This is a genomic window from Nocardia sp. NPDC059691 (assembly GCF_042733915.1).
In the GTDB taxonomy this organism is placed as follows: domain Bacteria; phylum Actinomycetota; class Actinomycetes; order Mycobacteriales; family Mycobacteriaceae; genus Nocardia; species Nocardia sichangensis.
Map to the genome: position 1 here is coordinate 173,678 of NZ_JBHWFB010000011.1, position 21,498 is coordinate 195,175.

Annotated in this window: 23 protein-coding genes and 1 pseudogene; 14 read left to right on the forward strand and 10 right to left on the reverse strand. The window is 67.9% G+C overall.

All coding sequences use genetic code 11. The features are described from left to right. The first annotated feature begins 337 nt into the window (after positions 1 to 337). The 3 genes from ACFV2O_RS24155 (at position 338) to ACFV2O_RS24165 (ending at position 3,716) form a co-directional block, all read left to right on the forward strand. On the forward strand, positions 338 to 1,375 hold the full coding sequence (locus ACFV2O_RS24155) for a cupin domain-containing protein (protein WP_355075326.1): 1,038 nt from the start codon (positions 338 to 340) through the stop codon (positions 1,373 to 1,375). Between the two features lie 101 nt (positions 1,376 to 1,476). Then, positions 1,477 to 3,108: an FAD-binding oxidoreductase gene (locus ACFV2O_RS24160; protein WP_379253760.1), complete on the forward strand. Its 1,632-nt coding sequence runs from the start codon at positions 1,477 to 1,479 to the stop codon at positions 3,106 to 3,108. Continuing rightward, positions 3,105 to 3,716 carry a TetR/AcrR family transcriptional regulator gene (locus tag ACFV2O_RS24165; RefSeq protein ID WP_355075322.1) on the forward strand — a complete coding sequence of 204 codons (612 nt, stop codon included), beginning with the start codon at positions 3,105 to 3,107 and terminating at the stop codon, positions 3,714 to 3,716. Before ACFV2O_RS24160 ends, ACFV2O_RS24165 begins: the two co-directional genes overlap by 4 nt. A 177-nt stretch (positions 3,717 to 3,893) precedes the next feature. Here the strand turns inward: ACFV2O_RS24165 and ACFV2O_RS24170 are convergent, their stop codons facing one another. Both ACFV2O_RS24170 and ACFV2O_RS24175 read right to left on the reverse strand, forming a co-directional pair. Then, positions 3,894 to 4,862 carry a TIGR03557 family F420-dependent LLM class oxidoreductase gene (locus ACFV2O_RS24170; RefSeq protein ID WP_379253761.1) on the reverse strand — a complete coding sequence of 323 codons (969 nt, stop codon included), beginning with the start codon at positions 4,860 to 4,862 and terminating at the stop codon, positions 3,894 to 3,896. 165 nt (positions 4,863 to 5,027) lie between these two features. Further along, positions 5,028 to 5,804: an MHYT domain-containing protein gene (locus ACFV2O_RS24175; protein ID WP_379253762.1), complete on the reverse strand. Its 777-nt coding sequence runs from the start codon at positions 5,802 to 5,804 to the stop codon at positions 5,028 to 5,030. Positions 5,805 to 6,566: 762 nt separating this feature from the next. Between ACFV2O_RS24175 and ACFV2O_RS24180 the strand changes: the two genes are divergently transcribed. After that, complete coding sequence (locus tag ACFV2O_RS24180) at positions 6,567 to 7,106, forward strand: hypothetical protein (RefSeq protein WP_355075316.1); 540 nt, start codon at positions 6,567 to 6,569, stop codon at positions 7,104 to 7,106. 89 nt (positions 7,107 to 7,195) lie between these two features. Continuing rightward, positions 7,196 to 8,317 carry a CapA family protein gene (locus tag ACFV2O_RS24185; protein WP_379253763.1) on the forward strand — a complete coding sequence of 374 codons (1,122 nt, stop codon included), beginning with the start codon at positions 7,196 to 7,198 and terminating at the stop codon, positions 8,315 to 8,317. Here the strand turns inward: ACFV2O_RS24185 and ACFV2O_RS24190 are convergent. From ACFV2O_RS24190 to ACFV2O_RS24200, 3 genes and pseudogenes are all read right to left on the reverse strand, one after another. Then, positions 8,298 to 8,969: pseudogene (locus ACFV2O_RS24190) on the reverse strand (dienelactone hydrolase family protein); the annotation flags it as partial. The gene ACFV2O_RS24185 and the pseudogene ACFV2O_RS24190 overlap by 20 nt on opposite strands. A gap of 86 nt (positions 8,970 to 9,055) precedes the next feature. Continuing rightward, positions 9,056 to 10,672, reverse strand: a complete 1,617-nt coding sequence (locus ACFV2O_RS24195; protein ID WP_379253764.1) for an FAD-dependent monooxygenase — start codon at positions 10,670 to 10,672, stop codon at positions 9,056 to 9,058. A gap of 72 nt (positions 10,673 to 10,744) precedes the next feature. Then, entirely contained in the window at positions 10,745 to 11,506 is a 762-nt protein-coding gene (locus tag ACFV2O_RS24200; protein WP_355075310.1) for a hypothetical protein, read from the reverse strand. Between the two features lie 489 nt (positions 11,507 to 11,995). Here ACFV2O_RS24200 and ACFV2O_RS24205 point away from each other — a divergent pair, with 489 nt between their 5' ends. The 4 genes from ACFV2O_RS24205 to ACFV2O_RS24220 all read left to right on the forward strand — a co-directional run bounded on the left by ACFV2O_RS24205 (position 11,996) and on the right by ACFV2O_RS24220 (position 13,867). Then, positions 11,996 to 12,166 carry a hypothetical protein gene (locus tag ACFV2O_RS24205; protein ID WP_355075308.1) on the forward strand — a complete coding sequence of 57 codons (171 nt, stop codon included), beginning with the start codon at positions 11,996 to 11,998 and terminating at the stop codon, positions 12,164 to 12,166. A 339-nt stretch (positions 12,167 to 12,505) separates the two neighbouring features. Next, positions 12,506 to 13,060, forward strand: a complete 555-nt coding sequence (locus ACFV2O_RS24210; protein WP_379253765.1) for a class I SAM-dependent methyltransferase — start codon at positions 12,506 to 12,508, stop codon at positions 13,058 to 13,060. A 9-nt stretch (positions 13,061 to 13,069) separates the two neighbouring features. Beyond that, the gene (locus ACFV2O_RS24215; protein WP_379253766.1) at positions 13,070 to 13,489 is read left to right on the forward strand and encodes a MerR family transcriptional regulator; all 420 of its coding nucleotides are present in this window, start codon (positions 13,070 to 13,072) and stop codon (positions 13,487 to 13,489) included. Between the two features lie 177 nt (positions 13,490 to 13,666). Further along, complete coding sequence (locus ACFV2O_RS24220; RefSeq protein WP_157170965.1) at positions 13,667 to 13,867, forward strand: hypothetical protein; 201 nt, start codon at positions 13,667 to 13,669, stop codon at positions 13,865 to 13,867. 37 nt (positions 13,868 to 13,904) lie between these two features. On the opposite strand, the gene ACFV2O_RS24225 is transcribed toward ACFV2O_RS24220, so the two are convergent. Next, complete coding sequence (locus ACFV2O_RS24225; protein WP_355075301.1) at positions 13,905 to 14,186, reverse strand: hypothetical protein; 282 nt, start codon at positions 14,184 to 14,186, stop codon at positions 13,905 to 13,907. Positions 14,187 to 14,361: 175 nt separating this feature from the next. Between ACFV2O_RS24225 and ACFV2O_RS24230 the strand changes: the two genes are divergently transcribed. After that, complete coding sequence (locus ACFV2O_RS24230; RefSeq protein ID WP_356965735.1) at positions 14,362 to 14,646, forward strand: ANTAR domain-containing protein; 285 nt, start codon at positions 14,362 to 14,364, stop codon at positions 14,644 to 14,646. Between the two features lie 13 nt (positions 14,647 to 14,659). Here ACFV2O_RS24230 and ACFV2O_RS24235 read toward each other — a convergent pair whose 3' ends face one another. Continuing rightward, on the reverse strand, positions 14,660 to 15,424 hold the full coding sequence (locus ACFV2O_RS24235) for a trans-aconitate 2-methyltransferase (protein ID WP_379253767.1): 765 nt from the start codon (positions 15,422 to 15,424) through the stop codon (positions 14,660 to 14,662). Between the two features lie 58 nt (positions 15,425 to 15,482). Further along, positions 15,483 to 16,676, reverse strand: a complete 1,194-nt coding sequence (locus tag ACFV2O_RS24240; RefSeq protein WP_379253768.1) for a GNAT family N-acetyltransferase — start codon at positions 16,674 to 16,676, stop codon at positions 15,483 to 15,485. A gap of 110 nt (positions 16,677 to 16,786) precedes the next feature. On the opposite strand from ACFV2O_RS24240, the gene ACFV2O_RS24245 reads away from it, so the two are divergent. Beyond that, positions 16,787 to 16,978, forward strand: coding sequence for a hypothetical protein (locus ACFV2O_RS24245; RefSeq protein WP_355075296.1), 192 nt, complete (start codon positions 16,787 to 16,789; stop codon positions 16,976 to 16,978). Positions 16,979 to 17,051: 73 nt separating this feature from the next. After that, positions 17,052 to 17,498 (forward strand): nuclear transport factor 2 family protein, encoded by a 447-nt coding sequence (locus ACFV2O_RS24250; RefSeq protein ID WP_379253769.1) that lies wholly within the window; start codon positions 17,052 to 17,054, stop codon positions 17,496 to 17,498. A 24-nt stretch (positions 17,499 to 17,522) separates the two neighbouring features. Here the strand turns inward: ACFV2O_RS24250 and ACFV2O_RS24255 are convergent, their stop codons facing one another. Further along, the gene (locus tag ACFV2O_RS24255) at positions 17,523 to 18,830 is read right to left on the reverse strand and encodes a glycosyltransferase 87 family protein (RefSeq protein WP_379253770.1); all 1,308 of its coding nucleotides are present in this window, start codon (positions 18,828 to 18,830) and stop codon (positions 17,523 to 17,525) included. Positions 18,831 to 18,955: 125 nt separating this feature from the next. Between ACFV2O_RS24255 and ACFV2O_RS24260 the strand changes: the two genes are divergently transcribed. Next, positions 18,956 to 19,591: a UdgX family uracil-DNA binding protein gene (locus tag ACFV2O_RS24260; protein ID WP_379253771.1), complete on the forward strand. Its 636-nt coding sequence runs from the start codon at positions 18,956 to 18,958 to the stop codon at positions 19,589 to 19,591. Between the two features lie 28 nt (positions 19,592 to 19,619). Next, entirely contained in the window at positions 19,620 to 20,009 is a 390-nt protein-coding gene (locus ACFV2O_RS24265) for an ankyrin repeat domain-containing protein (RefSeq protein WP_379253772.1), read from the forward strand. 5 nt (positions 20,010 to 20,014) lie between these two features. Here the strand turns inward: ACFV2O_RS24265 and ACFV2O_RS24270 are convergent, their stop codons facing one another. After that, positions 20,015 to 21,388 (reverse strand): FAD-dependent oxidoreductase, encoded by a 1,374-nt coding sequence (locus ACFV2O_RS24270; RefSeq protein ID WP_379253773.1) that lies wholly within the window; start codon positions 21,386 to 21,388, stop codon positions 20,015 to 20,017. Between the last annotated feature and the right edge of the window lie 110 nt (positions 21,389 to 21,498).

A 21,498-nucleotide genomic window follows, 5' to 3' on the forward strand; every position in this document is an offset into this window, starting at 1 on the left:
ATCATCGTCCGCTCCGGCTATGGAGCCAGAAGCGGTGCCTCAAATGCGTGAACCATGACCCGAGCGTGCAGAACGGACCTTAGCGAACACCGATCGGATCGGCGCGCCGAGGTTGGTAAAGGTCCTAGGATTACCCGCACCCGCATTGGGCTATGACATGGTGTGATGTGAAAAACATTCGTTTGGGCACCACCCATCAGCACTATTCATTGTGCCGCAAATCACTATGCAAGGCTTTCGGCTATGACGCATGGGGCGCGGTCTCCCCGAGCTGCCATGCGCCGATACCGGCGCGAGCGCGCAACACCGATCCTTCGACCGCGAGCGAGGAGCAACCGTGCAGACACCATCGATCCATGTGGCCTCCCTACGGAAGGGTGAGCAGATCCACCGCAGCGAACTCGGCTCGCTCACCCGGCTCACCGCCGACAGCTTCCCGATCCTCAGCGGTCTCTCGATCAAACGCCTGACGCTCGCCCCCGGCGCGATCCGCGAACCGCACTGGCACGCCAACGCCACCGAACTCACCTATTGCACCGCGGGCCGGGCCCTGGTCTCGGTCTTGGACGACGGCAGCAGATTCTCCTCGTTCCTGGTGAGCGCGGGCGAGATGTTCCACATCGACTCCGGCGCGCTGCATCACGTGGAGAACGTCGGCGATACCGAGGCCGAGTTCATCCTCGCCTTCCGCCACGAACGACCGGAGGACTTCGGATTCAGCGCGAGCCTCGGCGCGATGACCGATTCGGTGCTCGGCAACACCTACGACCTGCCCGCCGAGGACTTCGCGAAGATCCGGCGCGACACCACCGCAAAACTCGTCGTGCGACGCGAGGGCGAGCCCGACATCCCGTGCACCGCCCGCTACGGCGATCCGCACCACTTCGCGATCGAGGCGATGCCCGCCCCGGTGGACTCGCCGGTCGGTTCCGCGCGCACCGCCCGCGCCCAGTTCTGGCCCGCATTGCGTGACATCTCGATGTACTCGCTGCGGGTGCGCGAAGACGGCATGCGTGAACCGCACTGGCATCCGGTGACCGCCGAAATGGGCTACGTCCATCGCGGCTCGGCGCGAATGACGATCATGGATCCGGACGGCACCTTGGACACCTACATCGTGCGCGAAGGCGAGGTGTACTTCGTCCCGCGCGCCTACCCGCACCACATCGAAGTCGTCGACTCCCCCGAGATCCACTTGCTGATCTTCTTCGACCAACCCACGCCCGCGGACATCGGCTACCGCGCCTCGATGAGCGCCTATTCCAGGAAAGTGCTGGCCGCGACGTTCGGCGTCGCCCTGGACGCACTTCCCGACCTGCCCTTCACGCCGAGCGATCCGTTGATCGTCACGCGGAACAACGCACTCGTCCGGTAAGTCGCGGCGCGGCGTCGACCCGCCCGCGACATCGAGCATTCGCCGCCAATTGATCGTCAGGTAATTTACCATCGAGTCAATTCAGCGGACGGAGCGCAGCGATGGCGACGAAATCGTGGTGGGGTTGGGGCAACCGGGAGGACGCGGTCACCGGGACCGAGCGGAAGGTCCTGACCGAACGCGTGGCGGCACTGCTGCCGAAAGCCGAGTTGACCGTGCACGAGGCGCCGGACCTGACGTCGTTGAGCGTGCCTCCGCCACGCGTCCGGGTGCCGGACGCGTTGACCCCCTTGGCCTCCGAAGACCTCGGCGACCGGGTCGCACACGGCCATGGGCAGGCATTCCGCGATGTGGTGCGCAATCTGCTCGGCCGCGTCGACCACGTACCCGACCAGGTGTTGCGGCCGCGGACCGAGCAGGACGTCCTCGACATCCTGGACTGGTGCGCGAGCGCGGGCGTCGCCGTGGTGCCGTTCGGCGGCGGAACGTCGGTGGTGGGTGGTGTCGAACTCCGCGGCGCCGACGCCTACGCCGGGTCGGTATCGCTGGACACCGGCCGCCTGAGTCGGATCGTCGAACTCGACCGCACCAGCCGAGCCGCACGAATCCAAGCGGGCATACTCGGCCCGGCGCTGGAAGCGGCATTGCGGCCGGATGGTCTGACGCTGCGGCACTTTCCGCAGTCGTTCGAGTTCTCCACGCTCGGCGGCTGGCTGGCCACCCGGGCGGGCGGGCACTACGCGACCGTCTACACCCACATCGACGACATGGTCGAATCGCTACGGGTGGTCACACCGGCCGGGATCAGCGAATCCCGCAGGCTGCCCGGGTCCGGCGCGGGTCCGTCACCCGATCGGATGTTCCTCGGCTCGGAGGGCATCCTCGGCGTCATCACCGAAGCGTGGATGCGCTTGCAGGATCGTCCGCGCTGGCGGTCCGGGGCGTCGGTGGTGTTCGGCGACTACGGCGCGGCCGTGGCCGCGACGCGCGCCATCGCCCAGTCCGCGTTGTATCCGGCGAACTGCCGGCTGCTGGATCCGGTGGAGGCGTTCATCAACGCGGGCGTCAGCGCGGCGGGCGGGGTGCTCGTCCTCGGCTTCGAGTCCGCCGACCATCCCGTCGACGAGCCGATGCGTCGTGCGGTGCGGATCTGCCGCGAGCACGGCGGCACGATTCCGGACGGGGTCCGCACCACCGATTCCGCCGTAGACTCGGCGCGCACGGGCGCGGCCGACGCGTGGCGCTCGGCGTTCCTCCGCATGCCCTACCAGCGCGACGCGCTCGCCGCCCAATCCATGATCGTCGAGACCTTCGAAACAGCCTGCACCTGGGACCGTTTCGAGGCCCTGCGAGCGGCGGTGCAGGAAGCGACCACGGACGCGTTCCGATCCGCCGGCGTGACCGGTGTTTCGACCTGCCGGTTCACCCATGTCTATCCGGACGGACCCGCGCCGTACTTCGGCATCTACGCCGCGGGCCGGTGGGGACGGACCGTCGAGCAATGGGACGAGATCAAGACGGCCGTGTCGGAGGCCCTGCACCGCAACGGCGCGACCATCACGCACCATCACGCCGTCGGCCGCGACCACCGCCCCTGGTACGACCGCCAGCGACCCGAACCTTTCGCCGCGGCGCTGCGCGCGGCCAAATCGGCACTCGATCCCGCGGGCATCCTCAATCCCGGTGTGCTGATCGACCCGGTCGTACACCGGGCCACCGGGGAGGACCGGTGAGCAGGCCGGGCACCAAGGGCGTGCCCCGCGAGCGGCGGGAAGAGCAGATCCTCGACATCGCCACCACCGAATTCGGCGAACGCGGCTACGCCAAGGCTTCGGTCGCCGAAATCGCCTCGGCCGCAGGCGTGTCCAAGCCGCTCGTGTACGCCTACTTCGGCTCCCGCGACGCACTGCACGCGGCTTGCGTGCACCGCGCCGGGAAGAGCCTGGTCGACGCGGTCGCGGCGGCCCAGTCCACGCATGGTGCGCACGACCGGGCGCTGGCGACACTGACCGGGATCTTCCACGCACTGGACGGACGCACCCAGAACTGGAAGATCGTCTACGACCCCACACTGCCACGTCCGGGTGCGGCCTTCGCGGTGGCCCGGCATTATCAGGATGCCTTGAACGGCATGGGCTCGGCAGGGGTATCGGAGATTCTGGCCGATGCCGGCATCTCCGATCCCGGCGATCACTCGCTGCTGCTGGCGCTGTGGTTCAGCATCGTGTCCACCACCATCTCGTGGTGGAGCGACCATCCCGACCACACGCCCGAGGACATGACCCAGCGCTGCCTGCGCCTGTTCACCACGGTCCGTGGAACGACCACTCGACGGACCTGATCGCGGTCGCCTTGCGTTGCAATGCAACACCTCGTCGCGGGCAACGCGTTACGCGCGGAACAAGCGGACATGCGCCGCACGCCGGCGGGCGTGAGCGGCTGCCCACCCGCGACGTGCACGGCGCGACGGAAGATAGCGACGACGACCGCGCGCCCGTCGGTGACGGAAGTTTCGCGCTCAGACGCTCGGGGTCAGTGCACGGAGAGGTTTGTCGAGTTCACGGCGGTAGAAGTCCAGGAAGCCGTCGGGGTCGGGACCGGCGTTCTGCATCACGAGATGGTCGAAGCCCGCATCGGTGTACTGCTGGGCGGCATCGAGATAGCGGGCCGGGTCCGGACCGCAGGCGAAGTTGTCGAGGACGTCTTCGAGCCGGACGGTGGTGGTCGCCGCGGCGAAATTGACCGGGTTCGGCAACTCGCTCATCACCTTCCAGCCCGTCAGGGCCCAGCGGGTCGTATCGAGCACCGCCTTCGCCGCCGTTTCCTCATCGGGCGCCCACGCCATGCCGACTTCCGCGTATCGGGGGCCCGCGCCGCCCGACGCGCGGTAGCGCTCGACGATTTCGGACTCGGGCTCGGTCGCGAACAGGCCGTCGCCGAGTTCCGCGGCGATGCCGGCCGCCTCCAGCCCACCGCTGGCGACGGCGATGGGCGGGAGGGTCTCGGGCAGGTCGAAGACCCGTGCGTCGGAAAGGCTCAGGAATTCCCCGTCGTAGGAGTGATAGCCGCCGCTCCAGAGCAAGCGGATGATCTCGATGGCCTCGCGCAGCATGCGATGCCGGATGCGTACGGGCGGGAATTCCCGGCCGACGACATGCTCGTTGAGACGTTCACCAGAACCGACACCGAGGGTGAAGCGGTTGCCGGACAAGATCGCCAGAGTGGCTGCCGCCTGCGCGACGATCGCGGGGTGGTATCGCAGAATGGGGCAGGTCACTCCGGTCGCGAGCTCGATCCGCTCGGTCTTCGCCGCGATGGTTCCGAGCACGGTCCAGGCGAACGGCGAGTGCCCCTGGTTGTCCAGCCAAGGATGGAAGTGGTCACTGATCTCGACGAAGTCGAAACCCGCCTCTTCCGCCCGAACGGCTTGCCGGACAAGCTCGTTCGGACCGAATGCCTCGGCCGCCAGTTTGTACCCGATGCGCATCGCCACCTCCTGGTTCGACTGGGAGCGTCCGGCCACCGCGCGAACCGGCTCTTGGCGCGCGTACCCGCACGCGGCGGTGAAAACGTCGCCGCGCCCCGGGCGGTGCCGGGGCAACGGGCTACCGCGTCATTCGGCCGACCGGCGACAAAGCGCTACCTGGTCGGTTCACTCACGAGTCGGCCAGTAGCTGGCAGCGTGCCGGCCCTGCGGCACATAGGTGTTCTCGTCGTCGACTTCCGTGACACCCAGGTGCAGCAGTAGCAGCACCGTCACCAGGCTGATGCTCACGATCAGCGGGGTGAGCAACTGCGTCGCGCCGGCCCCGGAAGGTGCGTGCATGTGCTCGGCTTCGTGCACGTGCATCGCGAGCATGCCCGTGTAGTGCATGCCGGACACCGCGACACCCATGACCGCCGCCGCGCCGACGGTGACGAGCGTGCTGCGGGTGTGCAGCGTGAACCACAACGCGGCGGTCGCCGCGACGACGGCGATCACCATGGACAACGCGACGATCCGTCCGTCGTAGCCGATCATCGCGTCGGATTTCATGGCGTACATGCCCGCGTAGTGCATCGCGCCGACGCCAAGACCGGTCACCCCGCCGCCGGCCAGCAGTCCCACCGGTCCCAGCGCTCGCTGGTGTGCGATGCGCAGTCCGATCCACACCACAGCCATGGCGATCACGGCGCTGAGCAGGGTGATCGGAACGTCGTACCGGATCGTCGCCCCCTCGATGGCGAAGCCGAGCATCGCGATGAAGTGCATGACCCAGATGCCGGTGCCGCCGATCGCGACCGCCGCGGCGATCAGCCAGCCGTCGCGTGCGGACCCGGTACGAGATCTGGCTACGCATCGAAGTCCCAGCAATGATCCGGTGAACGACATGACGTAGGCGACGATGGGCGTAAGCCATCCGTGACTGAAGTGGTCGATTTCCAGCACGCGACACTCCCTCGCTGGATAGATTCGAGCCATCGGCGACGCGAAGCCCGGATCTCACATATTGAAACTGCAGGTAGATAGTTTAGAGTACTACTATCCTCTTTATAAACATAGGATGAGTTCCAAATAGCGGGAAGTGCGCTGGTAGGCCAGCGAAGCGAAGGGGCTGCGGCCCACAGCGCCACCTCCGCGCGTAAGGGCGCTCGACAGCTAGTATCTGGCTTCCACGTGACGGCAGCACGACCCGTATCCCACTCACCGGACCCGTGGCCGCCGGTACCGGTCATCCGGCATCCGGCATCCGGCATCCGGCATCCGGCATCCGGCATCCGGCATCCGGCATCCGGCATCCGGCATCCGGCATCCGGCATCCGGCATCCGAGCGGTAGCCGAACTTGGAAGTGCCACATCGGTCAACCGGACCCCTGGTCGGATGCACGTGCGAATGCGATTTCGGCACGGCGGCCGAACCTTTCGGAAGCCGAGCACGGGCACAATCACAGTTAACGCCCAAGTCCGGACGCGACGGCCAGCCTCCGTCCCCCGATGACCCACTCCGGCAGAGACTTTCCACGCCCTCGTATCCCCTGGGATCGTCGCCCGAGGCCAGCATGAACGCGACGATCGGGAACGCCGATTCCGGCGCTGCCGCGGCGGCGCAACGGAGCGAGGCCGGTCGGCGAGCACGCCCAATCGCGACTTCTGGCGAACTTTCAGCGTTTCTCCGTATATCTCACCTGGGTAACAGCGTATGGTCGCGCTATGCCGACAGCGACGTCGATCGACACCGGAGCCGAACACCTCGCCTGCTGGGTCACCGTCGTGGGGGAACGTCTACACCAGTTGCCGACAGCAAACCCGCATATCCTGCTCGCCCACGCGATGAGCGGGTTCCTCGCGATCGGACGGGCGAGCATGGCCCTGCTGACCACCTCCGCCAATCCGACCGACATCCGAGACCACGATCTCGTCTTCGAGATCACGGCCGACGCCGAACGCTGGCTCACCGACGCGGCGACCGAACCGATCGTCAACCAGGTCACCGACCGCGGCGAGCACATTCAGCGCTATCTCAGTCCCGCCGCGCTCGACACCGTCGCGAAAGCACGCCTGCGACGCTGCGCGCAGGCTACCGCGATCCATACCCGCGATCTGCTGACCGGGATCGACGCCGACCCGGCCGCGTCGGAGGAGATCCGCGATCTCGCCCGTGATCTCGCCGCGCGAGCGAACGTCATCGCCACCGTCTACGCCGACGACCCGCAGCAGCTGCTTTCGATGGCCCGGCAGGCGACTCGGTAGCCGACCACTCCAGGAGGTCGGCGAGTACGGGTCACGCCCGGTACTCGGGTGCGGTACGCGATTAGCGGCGCGTTCACATCGAGGCCGCGATGATCGACAATGGTGACATGGCGACGGTGCTGCTCGGCGGCGACGTCATGCTGGGCCGGGGTGTCGACCAGATCCTGCCGCATCCCGGCGACCCGAGGCTGCGCGAACGGTACGTCAACGACGCACGAACCTACGTGGAGCTGGCCGAGCGCGCGCACGGCGAGTTCACTCATCCGGTCGGATACCGGCACTTGTGGGGTGATGTGCTGCCGCTGCTCGCCCAGCTCGATCCCGAGGTGCGGTTGCTCAACCTGGAGACGTCGATCACCGCCGACGGCGCGTTCGCTCCCGCGAAGGGCATTCATTACCGGATGCATCCGGACAACGTGCCCGCGTTGACCGCGATCGCACCGGTGGTCTGCGCGCTGGCCAACAATCACGTGCTCGATTTCGGAATTCCCGGGCTCGCCGACACCCTCGAAGCGCTCGACGCCGCGCATATCGACCGCGCCGGCGCGGGCGCCGACCTCGCGGGCGCGCGTGCCCCCGCCACGGTGGAACTCGCCGACGGCCGCCGCGTGGTGATCGTGTCGGTCGCCGCCGGATCCAGCGGTGTTCCGGAATCCTGGTCGGCACGGCGCGACCGGCCGGGCCTGTGGCGAGTGGGCTACTCCCCCGGCGCCACGGCGGCCGATGATGTCGCCGCCGAGGTGGCGGCGCACAAGCGGGACAACGACATCGGCATCGTTTCCGTGCATTGGGGGCCGAACTGGGGCTACGACGTGACGCGAACCGAAACACAGTTCGCACACCGATTGATCGACGCCGGAGTCGACGTGGTGCACGGGCACTCCGCGCATCATCCGCGTCCGATCGAGATCTACCGTGGCAAACCGATCCTCTACGGGTGCGGCGACGTCATCGACGACTACGAAGGCATCCGCGGCCACGAGCGGTACCACACCGATCTGCATCCGCTGTATCTCGTGGCGGTGGACCACGGTTCGGCGGAGGTCCGGCTGATTCCACTGCAGGTGCGGCACATGCGCCTGGAATGGGCCCCGCGCACCGAATCCCGTTGGCTCTGCGCCAAAATCGAAGACATCAGCCGCGGTTTCGGCACCCGCGTCGCGCCCGGAACCGACGACCTCCCCGTGGTGTTCAGTGGCGCACGACGGTGAGATGGCGGAGGAACCACGCTACCGCCGAGTCGGCGACTTGTTCGAGCGCACCGGGTTCCTCGAACAGGTGTGTCGCGCCGGGAACGATGTCCAGCTCACTCGGGCACGGCATCCGTAACTGCGCCTCCCGATTCATCTCCAGCACCCATCGATCGTTGCCACCCACGATGAGCAGTGTCGGTGCGCGGACCGAGCCCAACCGCGAACCGGCCAGATCCGGACGACCGCCACGGGAGACGACCGCCGCGATCTCGGTGCCCGGTTCGGTCGCCGCCCACAGTGCCGCGCCCGCGCCGGTGCTCGCCCCGAAATATCCGGTCGGCAGGCCACCGAGCTCCGGCCGCGTCCGCAGCCAGTGCGTCACCTCGACCAGCCGGTGAGCGAGCAACTGGATGTCGAACACGCGGGCGCGGTCGCCTTCCTCCTCGACGGTCAGCAGATCCACCAGCATCGTCGCGAATCCCGCCTGATTGAGGACCTCGGCGACGAACCGGTTGCGCGGACTGCGCCTGCCGCTGCCGCTGCCATGGGCGAAGGCGATCAGCGCGGTGCGCTCCGGCGGCACAGCCAGCACCCCGGCCAGTCGGGTGGACTCCGACGGCACGATGACCTCTTCTGTCCGCGTCGGGGACGGGTGTGCGGACGGCATCGAACACCTCCTGTTATCCGGGGTACCCGATCGAGTCGGTCGCACGCAAGGGGGGAAGGTCCTTCGTCCGCACAATGGGCGTGGCGCCGTCAGCGGAACGTCGCGCCGAGGTACTCGGTCAGATCGTCGATCGCGGACGCCCACCCCGCGTAACCGAGGTATCCGTCGGGACGCACGACATACGCGGCTGCGCCGGTGGCGCCGTAGGCCTTCGCGAAATCGGCGTCACGGTCGCGGACGACCGGCAGCAGCGTATCGCCGACCCGCGCTCCGGGTGCGGCGAGCAGGTACACGTCCAGGCGCCGGTGCGCTCGGCGGCGCGCCGCTGCGGCAAGATCGGCCAGCGCCCCGATTTCGGTCCCGGCGCTGTCGTCGGCGTAGAGCAGGAGGGTGTGATCGGTCCGTCCGAACAGCGCGAACAGGCGGATCGGAAAGGTGACCGCGCCGCGGACCAACCCGGCGGCGTCGGGAGCGCGCAGTCCCGCCCGCAGACCCGGCCAGCGGTGGGCCGCGCGCGCGACGATCGGGCTGTCGCGGTAATCGATCAGCAGTTGCGCCTCACGCCGGATGACGAAATCCAGGTCCGGCTCCCCGGCCCCGATACCCTCCCGCGCACTGCGCACGGTGCGTCCGACCACTTCTTCGCCGACCGGCCTGCGCTCGGCGTCGTAGCTGACAGGCAGTTTCGGTGCACTGTCGCCGTTGACCGCCAGCGCGAGCTTCCACGCGAGATTGTGCGCGTCCTGAATGCCCGTGTTCATCCCCTGCGCGCCGGTGGGCGGATGAATATGCGCTGCGTCGCCTGCCACGAAAACCCGTCCGCGCGCGTAGGCATCGACGATGCGGTGACTGATCCGGAAGACCGACGACCATCGCAGTTTCGACGCGGTGACCGGCTCGGGAGCGAGGCGGTCGAGGACGGCTTGGATATGGTGCAACCGCGGCGTGGGGCCGCCTTCGAATCCGTGCACGAGTTGGTCGGGGTTGGGCGTTTCCGCCGTGGTGAGTTCGTCGGGGACCAGCATCGACACTCGGTACCGGCCGCGTCCCGGCAACGGTATGCACACCAGCAGGTCATCGGTGACGCCTTCGGTGCGGTGCGTCGAGCGGATGACGTAGCCGCGGGGCAGCGACCAGTCGAGTTCGACATCGCCGAGCATGTATTGCTCGGCGAACGCCGCTCCCCCGAAGGACAGGCCCAGCCGCTTGCGGACGATGCTGTGCGCTCCGTCGCAGCCGATCAGGAACTGCGCGTCGACGGTGTGTTCGCCGTCGGCGTCGACGAGCACCGCGCGCACGCCGCTGTCGTCCTGCTCGAAGGTCGTCAGCCAGGTGGCGCGTTCGATCCGGGTGCCCGTCTCGGCCAATCGCTCCCGCAGGATTCGCTCGGTCACGTATTGCGGCAGCCCGATGAACCCGTAGGGGACGTCCGCGGGCAGCGTGAGTTCCGTCCTGGCCACCTCGGCGCCGTTCACGTACATCAGCTGGCCACGCAACTGGAGGGATGCGTCGAGCATCCGGCGCAGGACACCCAACCCTTCGAACACCTCGAGCGTTCGCGGTTGGATGCCCACGGCCTTCGCGTATCGGGGCGGCTCGGGCAGCGCGTCCACGATTCGGCAGGCGACACCGCGCCGGGCCAACTCGATTGCCGCGGTCAACCCGACCGGCCCAGCACCGGCAATGAGTACCTCTGTGCCGACCATGCGTTACCGCCTCGGACTGCGTACTCACACAGTGATTCGGGCGAGTCTACTCGGCCCCGCGGGGGTTGACGGTCAGTCCGCGTCTTCGGATTCGGCGGACGGCTTCGACGTGACGACGTTGATCCGCAACGGGAGGCGGAACAGGTTGCCCGATCGGTTGCGGACCCACTGGGTGACGGCGGCGACCGCCGAGCCCAGCGAAGTCACGCCCGCGAGCAGCGCCCACGGCGTGAGCGTCGCGGACGTGTAGGCGACCTGCCCGATACCGGGCACGACGAGTTTGCCGTTGCCGAACGCCCAGTTCATCAACGATCCGATCTGCCCGCCCAGATCCGTCTTGCGTCCGACCATCGCCTTCAGCTCGGGGCCCTTGCTGTTGATGTAGAGCACCGTGAACACCACGAACAATGCGGCGACCAACGTGGCCAGCGTCGCCAGCCGATTGAGCGCCTCGATACGAAGGCGCAGGTTCACCACGATCGCGAAAAGCGCGATGACGATAGCGGCACAGGCGAGCAACGCCCAGAAGCCGGTGATCCGGGCGCCGGGAGGCGCCGATCGCGACCAGACGTTGAGGAACCGCGTGGTGATCTCCATCCGGCCGAACGCGTTGGTGCTGACCTTGCCATCGGCGCCTGCGGCGGTGAGCCATGGCTGGAACAGCAGCACGAGCGTCACCAGGCTTCCGACCGCGGCCCACACATAGCCCCAATATCCGCGCAGCGCGGCCAGAATTGCCTTCGCCGGCACGACGGCGCCGCTTCCCGCCCGGTCCTGCCGGGCGGACCGGTCGTCTCGCGTTTCGTCCGACTGCCAGGGCGTTGGCTGCACCATTACCTCAGTTTAGGGTCGCGGCGCCGACCGAATTCGGGCCCAACTCACCAACAGTGGGAAGTCTTCATGCGGATGCGGCGGCGCGGCCCAACAGGCGGCCCCACCCCGCTTCCAGGGCGTAACGATCACCGTTACCGAACGGCTCTCCCTCGCGCCGAACCAATCCGCACAGCGCCTGCCGTGGCAACGCATCGGGCCGACGGCTATCACTCCACGACACGATCGGAGATAGCCAGATCTCCATTGGGCAAAGGAGAGTCGAACACATATCGAAGCACGTAATTCCGGTGATTGTGGGCAAAAAGAATCCGCCGGTAGGTTTTTCGCCCGGGTTGGCTGCCACTACCCCGAAAAAAGCGCCATCGGTGATCGTCCTGTTACGTAAAGCCGGGGAACTTGACGTTTCCTTGCCTGGTGCTCACCGGACTATGGGTGAAGCATGAATCTCGTGAGTCAGAGTTAAGTTTCACTCGAGTCAAAGGATGCACAATGTCGACCAAAATCACGAAAATCGTCGCAGCGACCGCAATGGCCGTCTCCTTCGGCGTCATCGCGGCTCCCGCCGCTACCGCCGAAACGACGCCGTCCGGCGCCGCGACGCCGGTTTTCGGCTCGGTAGTCTTCTGCATACCGCTCGGCAGCGCCGTCTGGTGCATCTGAGAGCGCCTGTTGTGCGGCCCCGCCGCGTTCCGGCGGGGCCGCGCTTCTCGGCTGGAAGTTTTCTCCAGCTCCGATGATCGGCGGTGTGCGAGGCATCCCGCCCGGTGTCACGCGAATCGACATGAGGAAGGCAGATCGTCGCAGTCGCCGCCGCACGTGGATCGACCGTTGCGGCGGCACTGTCACCATCGGACCTGCTTTGTGCCGCACCCGCGATCGCCGGTCGTCCACTGAGGCGCGATGCGGGTGGCAAGCCTCGGCGACTCGGCGCCGAAAGCAACTCTTGACTTCAGGTCGACCTCAACTCGCAAGCTGAGCGCAGCACGAGGAGAGGTGACCATGACAACGTTCGGAGCAAAGCAGAGCCGCGGCTACGACCAGCGGGCTTCCCGGCTGCTCGGGGGCCTGTACCGCCGGATCGCCGCGGACGTCGACGCAATCGCGCAATCGGGGGCGTGCGTGCTCGACGTGGGGACCGGGCCGGGGGAACTATTGGCGCAGTTGGGTTCTCGGCGGCCGGATCTGCGGCTGCACGGCATCGACCTGTCCCCGCACATGATCGACCTCGCCGCCGCGAAGCTGTCCGGCGGCGCGGTGGAACTGTCGGTCGGTGACGTGGCCGCGCTTCCCTACCCCGACGACAGCTTCGATCTGGTCGTTTCGAGCCTGAGCATGCACGAGTGGCCGGAGGTCGACCGCGCGATAGCCGAGCTGGCGCGGGTATCGCGACCCGGCGGCGCCGTGGCGATCTACGACTTCCGTTTCCTGCGCTCGGCGGCCGCGCTCAGCGCGTTGCGCCGTTCGTTCGAGGCGGCGACCGTGCGGCGGGAAGCGGTACGTCCGCGGCGTCAGCCCATCGGGCTGTACACGCGGCTCACCGCCCGCGCCGCCTAGAGTGCGGATATGGCGGGCGACGACATGCCGATCGGTGAACTCGCGGCGCGGTTCGGTCTGGCCACCCATGTGCTGCGGCACTGGGAGGATGCCGGATTGCTCGCGCCGCGGCGGGACGGGGCGGGCCGTCGCCGCTACCGCGACGACGATGCGGAAACCGTGGCGATGATCCTGATCGGCAAGCAGGCGGGTTTGTCGCTGGAGGAACTCGCCACGCTCTTCGCCGAGGCGTCCGACCGCTCCGCTCGCCGCGACTTGCTGCTTGCCCACCGCGACCAGCTCGTCAGCCGGATCGCGCAGTCCACCGCGGCGCTGGAGACCATTACGCACGCTCTCGACTGCGCCGCCGCGGACTTCCGTGAGTGCCCGCACTTCCAGGCCAAGGTCGCCGACGCGCTCGCGCTGGTCACGAACCGGTCAAGGCCATGAGGTAAATCGTTATGGCGCACGGAATTCCGTCCTGACGGCGCAGTTTGCCGCCGTGCGGGCGCGGCGCGGTGAATCGGCGGCGACAGGGGGTGCTGCGCCGCTTTTCTGGGATTAGGATCGAGTCCTGCGAACTCGGACACAGCAGCCAGTAACACTTCGACTCGATAGAGGTGCCCCGTGAGCAGGACGATTCGAATTCCCGCGGTGGAACTCGCCGATCATGTCGGCGAATCCATCGTCGGGTACGGCACCCTCACCCAAGCAGGAGTGGTCCAGCCGGGCGGCGACCTCGTGGTCGCGGTCTTCGGCGTCGAGACCAATCGGCGCGAAAAGTCTTTCACGCCGGGTCAATTGGTCGAATTGGAGGTTACCGACTGACCGCGGCGGCCGGATTCGGATGCGCCGGCCGACCGATTCAACCGATCAGCGCATTCATGATCGTCCCCGCGCTGGTGGCGATGACGCCGCCGAGCATTCCGCCCGCGACCATTTTCGCCGACGCGAGCGGACCGCCGTTCCATTTTTCCCAGGCGAATCTTCCACCCGCATAGGCGATTCCGGTGACTCCGGAGAGAATCACGAACCACGTGAAATACCGGAACAGCTGGAGAATTTTTTCCGAGTTCGGGGGGGCTTCGGGGACCGGGTCGTCCACCTGAGCCAGAAGAAATGCTTCGACTGCCGTATGGATCGTCATTGATCTGTCTCCGTCGCGTTTCCGCAGGACAAGTTATACGCAATCGCTATGACGTTCGAAGTATCGCGATCCCCGAGGCTCGCGTCAACCCCTCACCGGGCCGAGGCCACCGCAACGCCGGTGTTCCCGCGCGCGAAGCGCGTGTCGAACCGCCGTGGACGGGTAGTGCGTGCATGTGAGCTACGACGGTGACGGCACGGCGGGCGGTGACCTCGACCCGGTAGCCGCGCGGGCGGTGATCGAACAAGCCAAAGGCGCGGTCATGCTGGTCTATGGCCTCGACGCCGACGAAGCGTTCGCCATCCTGCGCGTGCGGTCGCAGGAAACCAACACCAAATTGCGCGTTCTCGCCGCCAATGTGGCAGCCGAGCTACCGTCGGTCGGCATGCCCGCCGTGACCAGCGAACTGCGCAGCCGGGTCGACCGGCTGCTGTCGACCGCGCACGAGCACGGCCGTTGAGCGCCGCTGCGGCCTATCGCTTCTGGGCGACGGCGAAGACTCGCCGGAAGGGCAGCCAAGTGGCGCCGTCGGCGCGTCGAGGGTAGGCGTTGCGCAACAGTGGGGCGAGTTGCGCTGTGAATTCCTGCCACTGCGCGTCGTCGAGGGCCCCGCGCACGGGCCGCAACGCCGTGCCGGTGACCCACTCGAGCACCGGATCTTCTCCGCTCAAGCGTTGCAGGTACGTCGTCTCCCAGGCATCGACCGCCCCGCCCGTGGCGGCGAGCAGGTCGGCGTATCCGGCGGGATCGAGCACCGCCCTCGGCTCGAGGATGCCCGCTCGTCCGAGGCTGTCGCGCCAATCGTCGCGAGCGGCCACCTGGCGGATCGCCCGGTGCGAGGCCGCGTCGAAATTTCCGGGCACCTGCACGGCCAGAAACGCGCCCGTTGGAAGCTCTCGCATCCACCGAGCCAGCAAGTCCGGATGCCCTGGCACCCATTGGAGGACGGCGTTGCAGACCACGACATCGGTCTCCGCGCTCGGCTGCCATTCCTGTACCGTCCCGAGCGTCGCATCGATGCCACGATCTCGCGCGGCCGCGACCATCTCCGGCGACGAGTCGAGCGCTCGCACGATCGCGCCCGGCCAGCGCCGCGCGAAGACCGCCGTGAGATGCCCGGGACCGCAGCCCAGGTCCACCACCACCCGCGGTTCGGCCGCGGCGACCCGGCTCAGCAGGTCGAAGAACGGGCGGGACCGGTGATCGTCGAAGGCGAGGTACTGCTGGGGATCCCACATAGGCCACTCCGAGGCTCGCTACCAAACCGTACGTACGTACTGTACGCCTGCCTCGCGCTCAGAAGAAGGTCCCCGAGAACGGCAACGAGTCGGTGGCGAACAGCGCGTCCGCGTCCGCGACCGCACCGGGACGATGTTCGTCGACACGTCCCGCGAAAGCCAGTTCGCGCCATGTCGTTCCGCCCAGATAGACCGCCGCGAGATCGGAGATACTCGTGGTGAGATCCGGGTTCTCCCGAACTCGTCGCACGCCGTCGACAGCGATCCGGTAGCGGCCGGAGTTCGCCGTCAGGATCGGGTCCCGCACCTCCACCACGACCGCGGCGGCCTGGCGATAGGTGCGCCGCGCCAGCGCGTGCCCGACATCGACCAGGCGCAACCAGGTCTCGTCCCTGGTCGACAGCACGCGCACCGCGCGTTCGTCGGTGAGCAGGTGGCGCAGCGGACTGTCCAGGGCGAGGAACGGGAACACGAACGTATCGACCAGGTCGATCGACATCAGCCCGCGGATCAGCCCGCGATACGCCGCGGGCGTCGTCGCGACGAAATCGTTGATCACCACCTGTTTTTCCGGCCGGGACAGCCAGCTCCTCGGATCGACCGGCTGGTAGCGGACGAACCCGTCCTCGGCGCCGGCCGGGCCGTGGACCAGACAGTAGTTCGGCTCCGTGCTCAGCGATTCCTGCAACCGCCACCAGTATTCGGGCCGATCGACAGCGCCGGTCCAGGCGACGTCGGCCGTCGCGTAGATCTGCGGCAACAGTTTCCACGCCGCGGCGCCGTCGATGAAACGCACCGGACCGGACGCCGCCACCGTGTCGCGCAGCCGGGCCCGACGGCGCTGCAACTCCACCCGCGCGAACGAGCTGGCGATGCCGTAGCCGAACCGTTCGTAGATCGCGCCCTCCGACGCGCGCAACGTGGCGACCGCTTCGCCGCGTTCGGCGATGTCGGCGAGCTGACGGTGCAACAACGCGGTGAGCGCCCCGCGGCGCGTGTGGGTCGGCAGCACTCCGACGTGGGTGACCGCCGCGTGCGGCAGGCGCGCGCCGCCGGGGACGACCAGCCTGCTGGTGTACGACTCCGCGGTGCCGATCAGTTCGCCATCGATGTAGGCGCCGAGCGTGCGACCGGGCTCCGACAGCTCCGCGGTAGGGGTCAGCGGCGGCAAGCCCACCATGGCCGTGCGGAAAAGGGAGTTGGCGGAACGGATGTCATCCTCGGCGAGGAGGGTCTGCACAGCGACGGTCACGACTCGATCCTGCCCGAGCCGCCATCGGGCGCTGACCTGCTGGCACGCCCCGGCGGAAAATCAGCCGGCATCACGGTTTCGTAACGGGCCGCGGTGGGTAGCACATAGCAATGACGGATCACCGACCAACCCGCATCGCCGGTGTGGAACCGGGAACCGGCGCGCTCGCTTTGACCACGTGCCTTGCCTTTTCGATCGGCATCGCGGCGCTCACCCAATCGGCGTTCACCACGCTCGTGGCGTGTGTGAGCATCGTGGCTGGGCTCACACTCGTGCTGAACATCCTGCCGCGCAAGGCTTGACCGCGCGGACCTTGCCTCGCACGCCGAATCCTGGTGGCATCTACCCGGTATCGACGTCAATCGGGAGGCAGGCATGCTGTCGTTGCAGGAGATTTCGGATCGACTCGAGATCGAAGACCTGATGGTGCGGTATTCGCACGCGGTCGACACTCGACAGTGGGACCTGCTGGACGAGGTGTTCACCCCGGACGCGCACATCGACTACTCGGCCATGGGCGGATCGGTGGGCGATCTGGCGGCGACGAAGCAGTTCCTGGCCGCCGTCCTGCCCAACTTCCCGGCCTTCCAACACCTGATCAGCAACTCGTCCATCCAAGTCGACGGTGACACCGCCACCGGGCGGACGATGTGTCACAACCCGATGCTCGTGTCCGGGGGCGACGGACCGCCGACGATGATGCTGTGCGGTCTCTGGTACCACGACACGTTCGTCCGCGTGGACGGACAGTGGCGGATCAAGCAGCGCGTCGAGGAGAAGAGCTTCCTCTTCGTAGCGCCGTCCGCTCCCGGCATGGGCTGACGCGACGGAGACCGCCGCTGTTCCTCAGCGCGCCGACAGCGCTGAGGGCGGGGCCTCGGACGTGTGGGCCGGTTCCTCGCGGGCGGGGCTCCCGCCGCCAACGACCTTCCGCCTGCTGGCGACCAGGAACAGCACGACCAGCGCCACACTGAACCAGACGTAGGTGTTGCCGATGAAATGCTGCCAGGGTGTCCACGCGGTCTCCCGGTGCTCGCCGTCGGGCAGCCAGTTGTGCGGGCCGATGACGAATACCGCCGCGGTCACCACGAACGTCACCCACCACCCGATCGCCCGCCTACCAGGCAGGCGGGACGCGTGACCTACCATGGCGAACAACGCGGGCGCGATCCACACCCAGTGGTGGGACCAAGAGATCGGCGAAACCAGCAGCGTGAAGACGGCGTTGAGGGACAGCGCGAGCGCGGGCAAGTCGGCGGCTCGGCGCATGGCGGTGATCACCAGCGCGAGCAGCAACGCGCCGAGGACCAACCAGATGATGGTGAACGCGGGCTCGGGCGTTTCGAAACGAGAGAACACCGCTTGAATCGACTGATTCGTGTGGAATGCCGAACCGCTCAGCCCGGACACGTTGCCCAGGCCGCCGAACCAATACTTGACGGACTCCTTCGGCAGAATCGCGAAGCCGAGCGCCGTGGCGGCCGCGCCGGTGACCGCGGCGGTCGCGGCCGCGCGGTAGTCCCGCCGGACCAGGAAGTAGAGCACGAACGCCGCGGGCGTCAGCTTGATCGCGGCGGCGACGCCGATCAGCATGCCCCGGGGCCAGCGCGACTTGTGGGTGAGGCAATCGGCGGCGACCAGGGCCATCAGCAACAGGTTGACCTGACCGAAGTCCAGCGTGGAGTGAATCGGCTCCAGCAGCAGCCCCAGCGGAGTGGCGCACGCGGTGGCCCAGACTGCCAGCCGGCGCTGCGACTCGTCCGGCCACACCCGCCGCGCCACCAGATAGAGCGTGAGGGCCAACGCGGCCACCGACGAGACGAAGAAGCTCAACGCGGCGACGTCCCAGGGCAGCATTGCGAAGGGGCCGAGCGCGAGCGCGGCGAAGGGCGGGTAGATGAACGGCAGACCCGCTCCGATGGTGGTCTGCGGCAATTGCCCGTACATGTCGGCGCCGTGCCGCATGGCGTCTACGCCGAGGCGATAGACCTGCAGGTCGATGAACCCGCCGGTGATCTTGTGGAACGGCCAGACCGGTGTCAGCAGACAGAACGCGGAGAACGCGAGTGCGAGAACCGGCGCCGGGCGCAGCACGCGCGCGAGTCGACGGTTCTGGGACATCGGCGTTCCGGCGGTGGCGGTGACACTACTCATCCGCGGCGACTATACCGACCCGGGTCCGCTCGTTCACCACATGGGAGGCAGATACGCGACTGTCGCGTGAGGGCCGCGGAAACGGGTAAGCCGCCACCAGCACGAGGGGCAGAGGAGGTCGGCCGATGGTGACGAAGGCGCCCGGCGCCGCGATGTACGTCCCCGAGAACGCGGATCTGACGGCGCTGCGGCAAGCGGCCTGCGACTGTCACGGGTGCGATCTCTACCGCCATGCCACGCAGACGGTGTTCGGCGCGGGGCCCCAGGACGCGGACGTGGTACTGATCGGCGAGCAGCCCGGCGATCAGGAGGACGTGGCAGGCCATCCGTTCGTCGGTCCGGCGGGGCGGCTGCTCGACCGGGCGCTGGCGGAGGTCGGCATCGACCGCGACGCGGTCTACCTGACCAACGCGGTGAAACATTTCAAGTTCGTGGAGCGCGGCAAGCGGCGCATCCACAAGCAACCCGGCCGCACCGAGGTGGTCGCCTGCTCGGCATGGCTCGACGCCGAACTCGATCTGCTGCGTCCGCGGTTGGTGGTGTGCCTCGGCGCGATCGCGGCGCAGGCGGTGCTCGGTCCCGCGTTCAAGGTCAGCGCACGCCGCGGCGAGGTCGTCGAGACGGCCGACTTCCGCGCGATCGCCACCGTGCACCCCTCGTCGGTGTTGCGCGCGCCCGACCGTACCGCCGCCTACGAAGCGTTCGTCGACGATCTGCGCATAGTGCGGGAACAACTCGGAAAGTCGGCGGCCGCGCGCTGATCACGCGGCCCAGGACAGGAGTGAGTGGATGAGCACCGACGAGATCGACCCGGAACTGCTGGAACTGGCCGCCAAGGTGTTCGACTTCGCTCGGCGCGGAGACACCGCGAGGTTGGCCGCCTATGTGGACGCCGGCGTGCCGGTCGACCTCACCAACGACGCGGGCGACACCCTGCTCATGCTCGCCGCCTACCACGGGCACCCCGATGCCGTGGCGGCGCTGCTGCAACGGTCGGCCGATCCGGACCGTGCCAACGACAAGGGCCAGACTCCGCTGGCCGGGGCGGTTTTCAAGGGCGAGAGCGAGATCGTGCGACAACTCGCAGCGGCGGGCGCCGACCCCGACGCGGGCACCCCGTCGGCCCGCGACGCCGCGGTCATGTTCGGCAAGACCGAGCTGCTGGAAATCTTCGGCTGAGCGGGCTACCCGCGCTTGCGCACAGCGGTGACGGCCTTGCGCGCTGCTACCAGAACGGGATCCCACACCGGGGAGAACGGCGGTGCGTAACCGAGATCGAGCATCGTCATCTGATCGACGGTCATCCGGGCGGTCAGCGCGACCGCGGCGATGTCGACGCGCTTGGCCGCGCCCTCCCGTCCCACGATCTGGGTGCCGAGCAAGCGTCCGGTGAGCCGCTCGGCGAGTATTTTCACCGTCATCGGCGCCGCGTCCGGGTAGTAGCCGGCGCGGCTGGTGGATTCGACCGCGACGGTCACGTATTGCAGGCCCGCTGCCCTGGCGTCCTTCTCCCGAAGACCCGTGCGGGCGACCTCGAGTTCGCATACCTTGCTGACCGCGGTGCCCACGACGCCGGGAAAGACCGCGTATCCCCCGCCGATGTTCGCGCCGATGATCTGACCGTGCTTGTTGGCATGGGTGCCGAGCGGGATGTGGCGTTCCCGGCCCGAGACGAGGTCCAGCACCTCGACGCAATCGCCGCCCGCCCAGATGCTCTCGTGCCCGCGTACCCGCATGGCGACATCGGTCCGCAGCCCGCCGTACTCCCCCACCGGCAGACCGGCGGCGCGGGCCAGCTCGGTCTCCGGGCGCACGCCGATGCCGAGCACCACCACGTCGGCCGGGTACTCCGCGGTGTCGGTGACAACCGCGGCGATCCGGCCGTCGTCATCCGTCCGGAACTCGGACACCTCGGCGTCGCCGACCACCTTGACGCCCATTCCGCACATCGCGTCGCGCACCAGAGCCCCCATGTCGGGGTCGAGCGTGGACATGGGTTCCGAGCCGCGGTTGACCATCGTGACGTCGTAGCCGCGCCGGATGAGGGCCTCGGCCATCTCCACGCCGATGTAACCGGCCCCGACCACGACGGCGCGGTTGCCGCGCGCCCGCTCCAGCGTGTCGAGCAGCGCCTGCCCGTCGTCGAGCGTCTGCACACCGTGCACACCGTTCGCGTCGATACCGGGCAGCCGCGGCCGGACGGGGCGGGCGCCGGTGGCGATGACGAGGTGGTCGTAGGACATCCATGCCGACGCGCCGGTTTCCCGGTCGCGATAGCGCACGCGAGCCTGCTCGGCATCGATCTCGGTGACCGCGGTGTGCAGCCGCAAGTCGATCTCGCGGGACCGATGTTCCTCGGGCGTGCGGGCGATCAGGGCATCCCGGTCGACGACGTGACCGCCGACCCAGTACGGAATGCCGCAGGCCGAGTAGGAGGTGAACCCGCCGCGTTCGAAGACCACGATCTCCAGCGCGTCGGCGTTCTTCATCCGGCGCGCCTGCGAGGCCGCCGACATTCCGGTCGCGTCACCGCCGATGACCACCAGTCGCTCGCTCATGGCTTCACGCTACGTTCGGCGTCCACCCGGCGGCCGCGTGGGCCACCCGTTCCACGAATTTGCTGGTTGCGCTGCGGGTGACCGATCCGTACTTCACACTGATCTTCTGG

Coding starts and splice junctions, on each gene's coding strand:
- ACFV2O_RS24160 (WP_379253760.1), top strand. CDS start 1,477: ATGGCGACGAAATCGTGGTGGGGTTGGGGCAACCGGGAGGACGCGGTC.
- ACFV2O_RS24170 (WP_379253761.1), bottom strand. CDS start 4,862: ATGCGCATCGGGTACAAACTGGCGGCCGAGGCATTCGGTCCGAACGAG.
- ACFV2O_RS24180 (WP_355075316.1), top strand. CDS start 6,567: ATGCCGACAGCGACGTCGATCGACACCGGAGCCGAACACCTCGCCTGC.
- ACFV2O_RS24185 (WP_379253763.1), top strand. CDS start 7,196: ATGATCGACAATGGTGACATGGCGACGGTGCTGCTCGGCGGCGACGTC.
- ACFV2O_RS24195 (WP_379253764.1), bottom strand. CDS start 10,672: ATGGTCGGCACAGAGGTACTCATTGCCGGTGCTGGGCCGGTCGGGTTG.
- ACFV2O_RS24200 (WP_355075310.1), bottom strand. CDS start 11,506: ATGGTGCAGCCAACGCCCTGGCAGTCGGACGAAACGCGAGACGACCGG.
- ACFV2O_RS24205 (WP_355075308.1), top strand. CDS start 11,996: ATGTCGACCAAAATCACGAAAATCGTCGCAGCGACCGCAATGGCCGTC.
- ACFV2O_RS24210 (WP_379253765.1), top strand. CDS start 12,506: ATGACAACGTTCGGAGCAAAGCAGAGCCGCGGCTACGACCAGCGGGCT.
- ACFV2O_RS24215 (WP_379253766.1), top strand. CDS start 13,070: ATGGCGGGCGACGACATGCCGATCGGTGAACTCGCGGCGCGGTTCGGT.
- ACFV2O_RS24225 (WP_355075301.1), bottom strand. CDS start 14,186: ATGACGATCCATACGGCAGTCGAAGCATTTCTTCTGGCTCAGGTGGAC.
- ACFV2O_RS24235 (WP_379253767.1), bottom strand. CDS start 15,424: ATGTGGGATCCCCAGCAGTACCTCGCCTTCGACGATCACCGGTCCCGC.
- ACFV2O_RS24245 (WP_355075296.1), top strand. CDS start 16,787: ATGACGGATCACCGACCAACCCGCATCGCCGGTGTGGAACCGGGAACC.
- ACFV2O_RS24250 (WP_379253769.1), top strand. CDS start 17,052: ATGCTGTCGTTGCAGGAGATTTCGGATCGACTCGAGATCGAAGACCTG.
- ACFV2O_RS24255 (WP_379253770.1), bottom strand. CDS start 18,830: ATGAGTAGTGTCACCGCCACCGCCGGAACGCCGATGTCCCAGAACCGT.
- ACFV2O_RS24260 (WP_379253771.1), top strand. CDS start 18,956: ATGGTGACGAAGGCGCCCGGCGCCGCGATGTACGTCCCCGAGAACGCG.
- ACFV2O_RS24265 (WP_379253772.1), top strand. CDS start 19,620: ATGAGCACCGACGAGATCGACCCGGAACTGCTGGAACTGGCCGCCAAG.
- ACFV2O_RS24270 (WP_379253773.1), bottom strand. CDS start 21,388: ATGAGCGAGCGACTGGTGGTCATCGGCGGTGACGCGACCGGAATGTCG.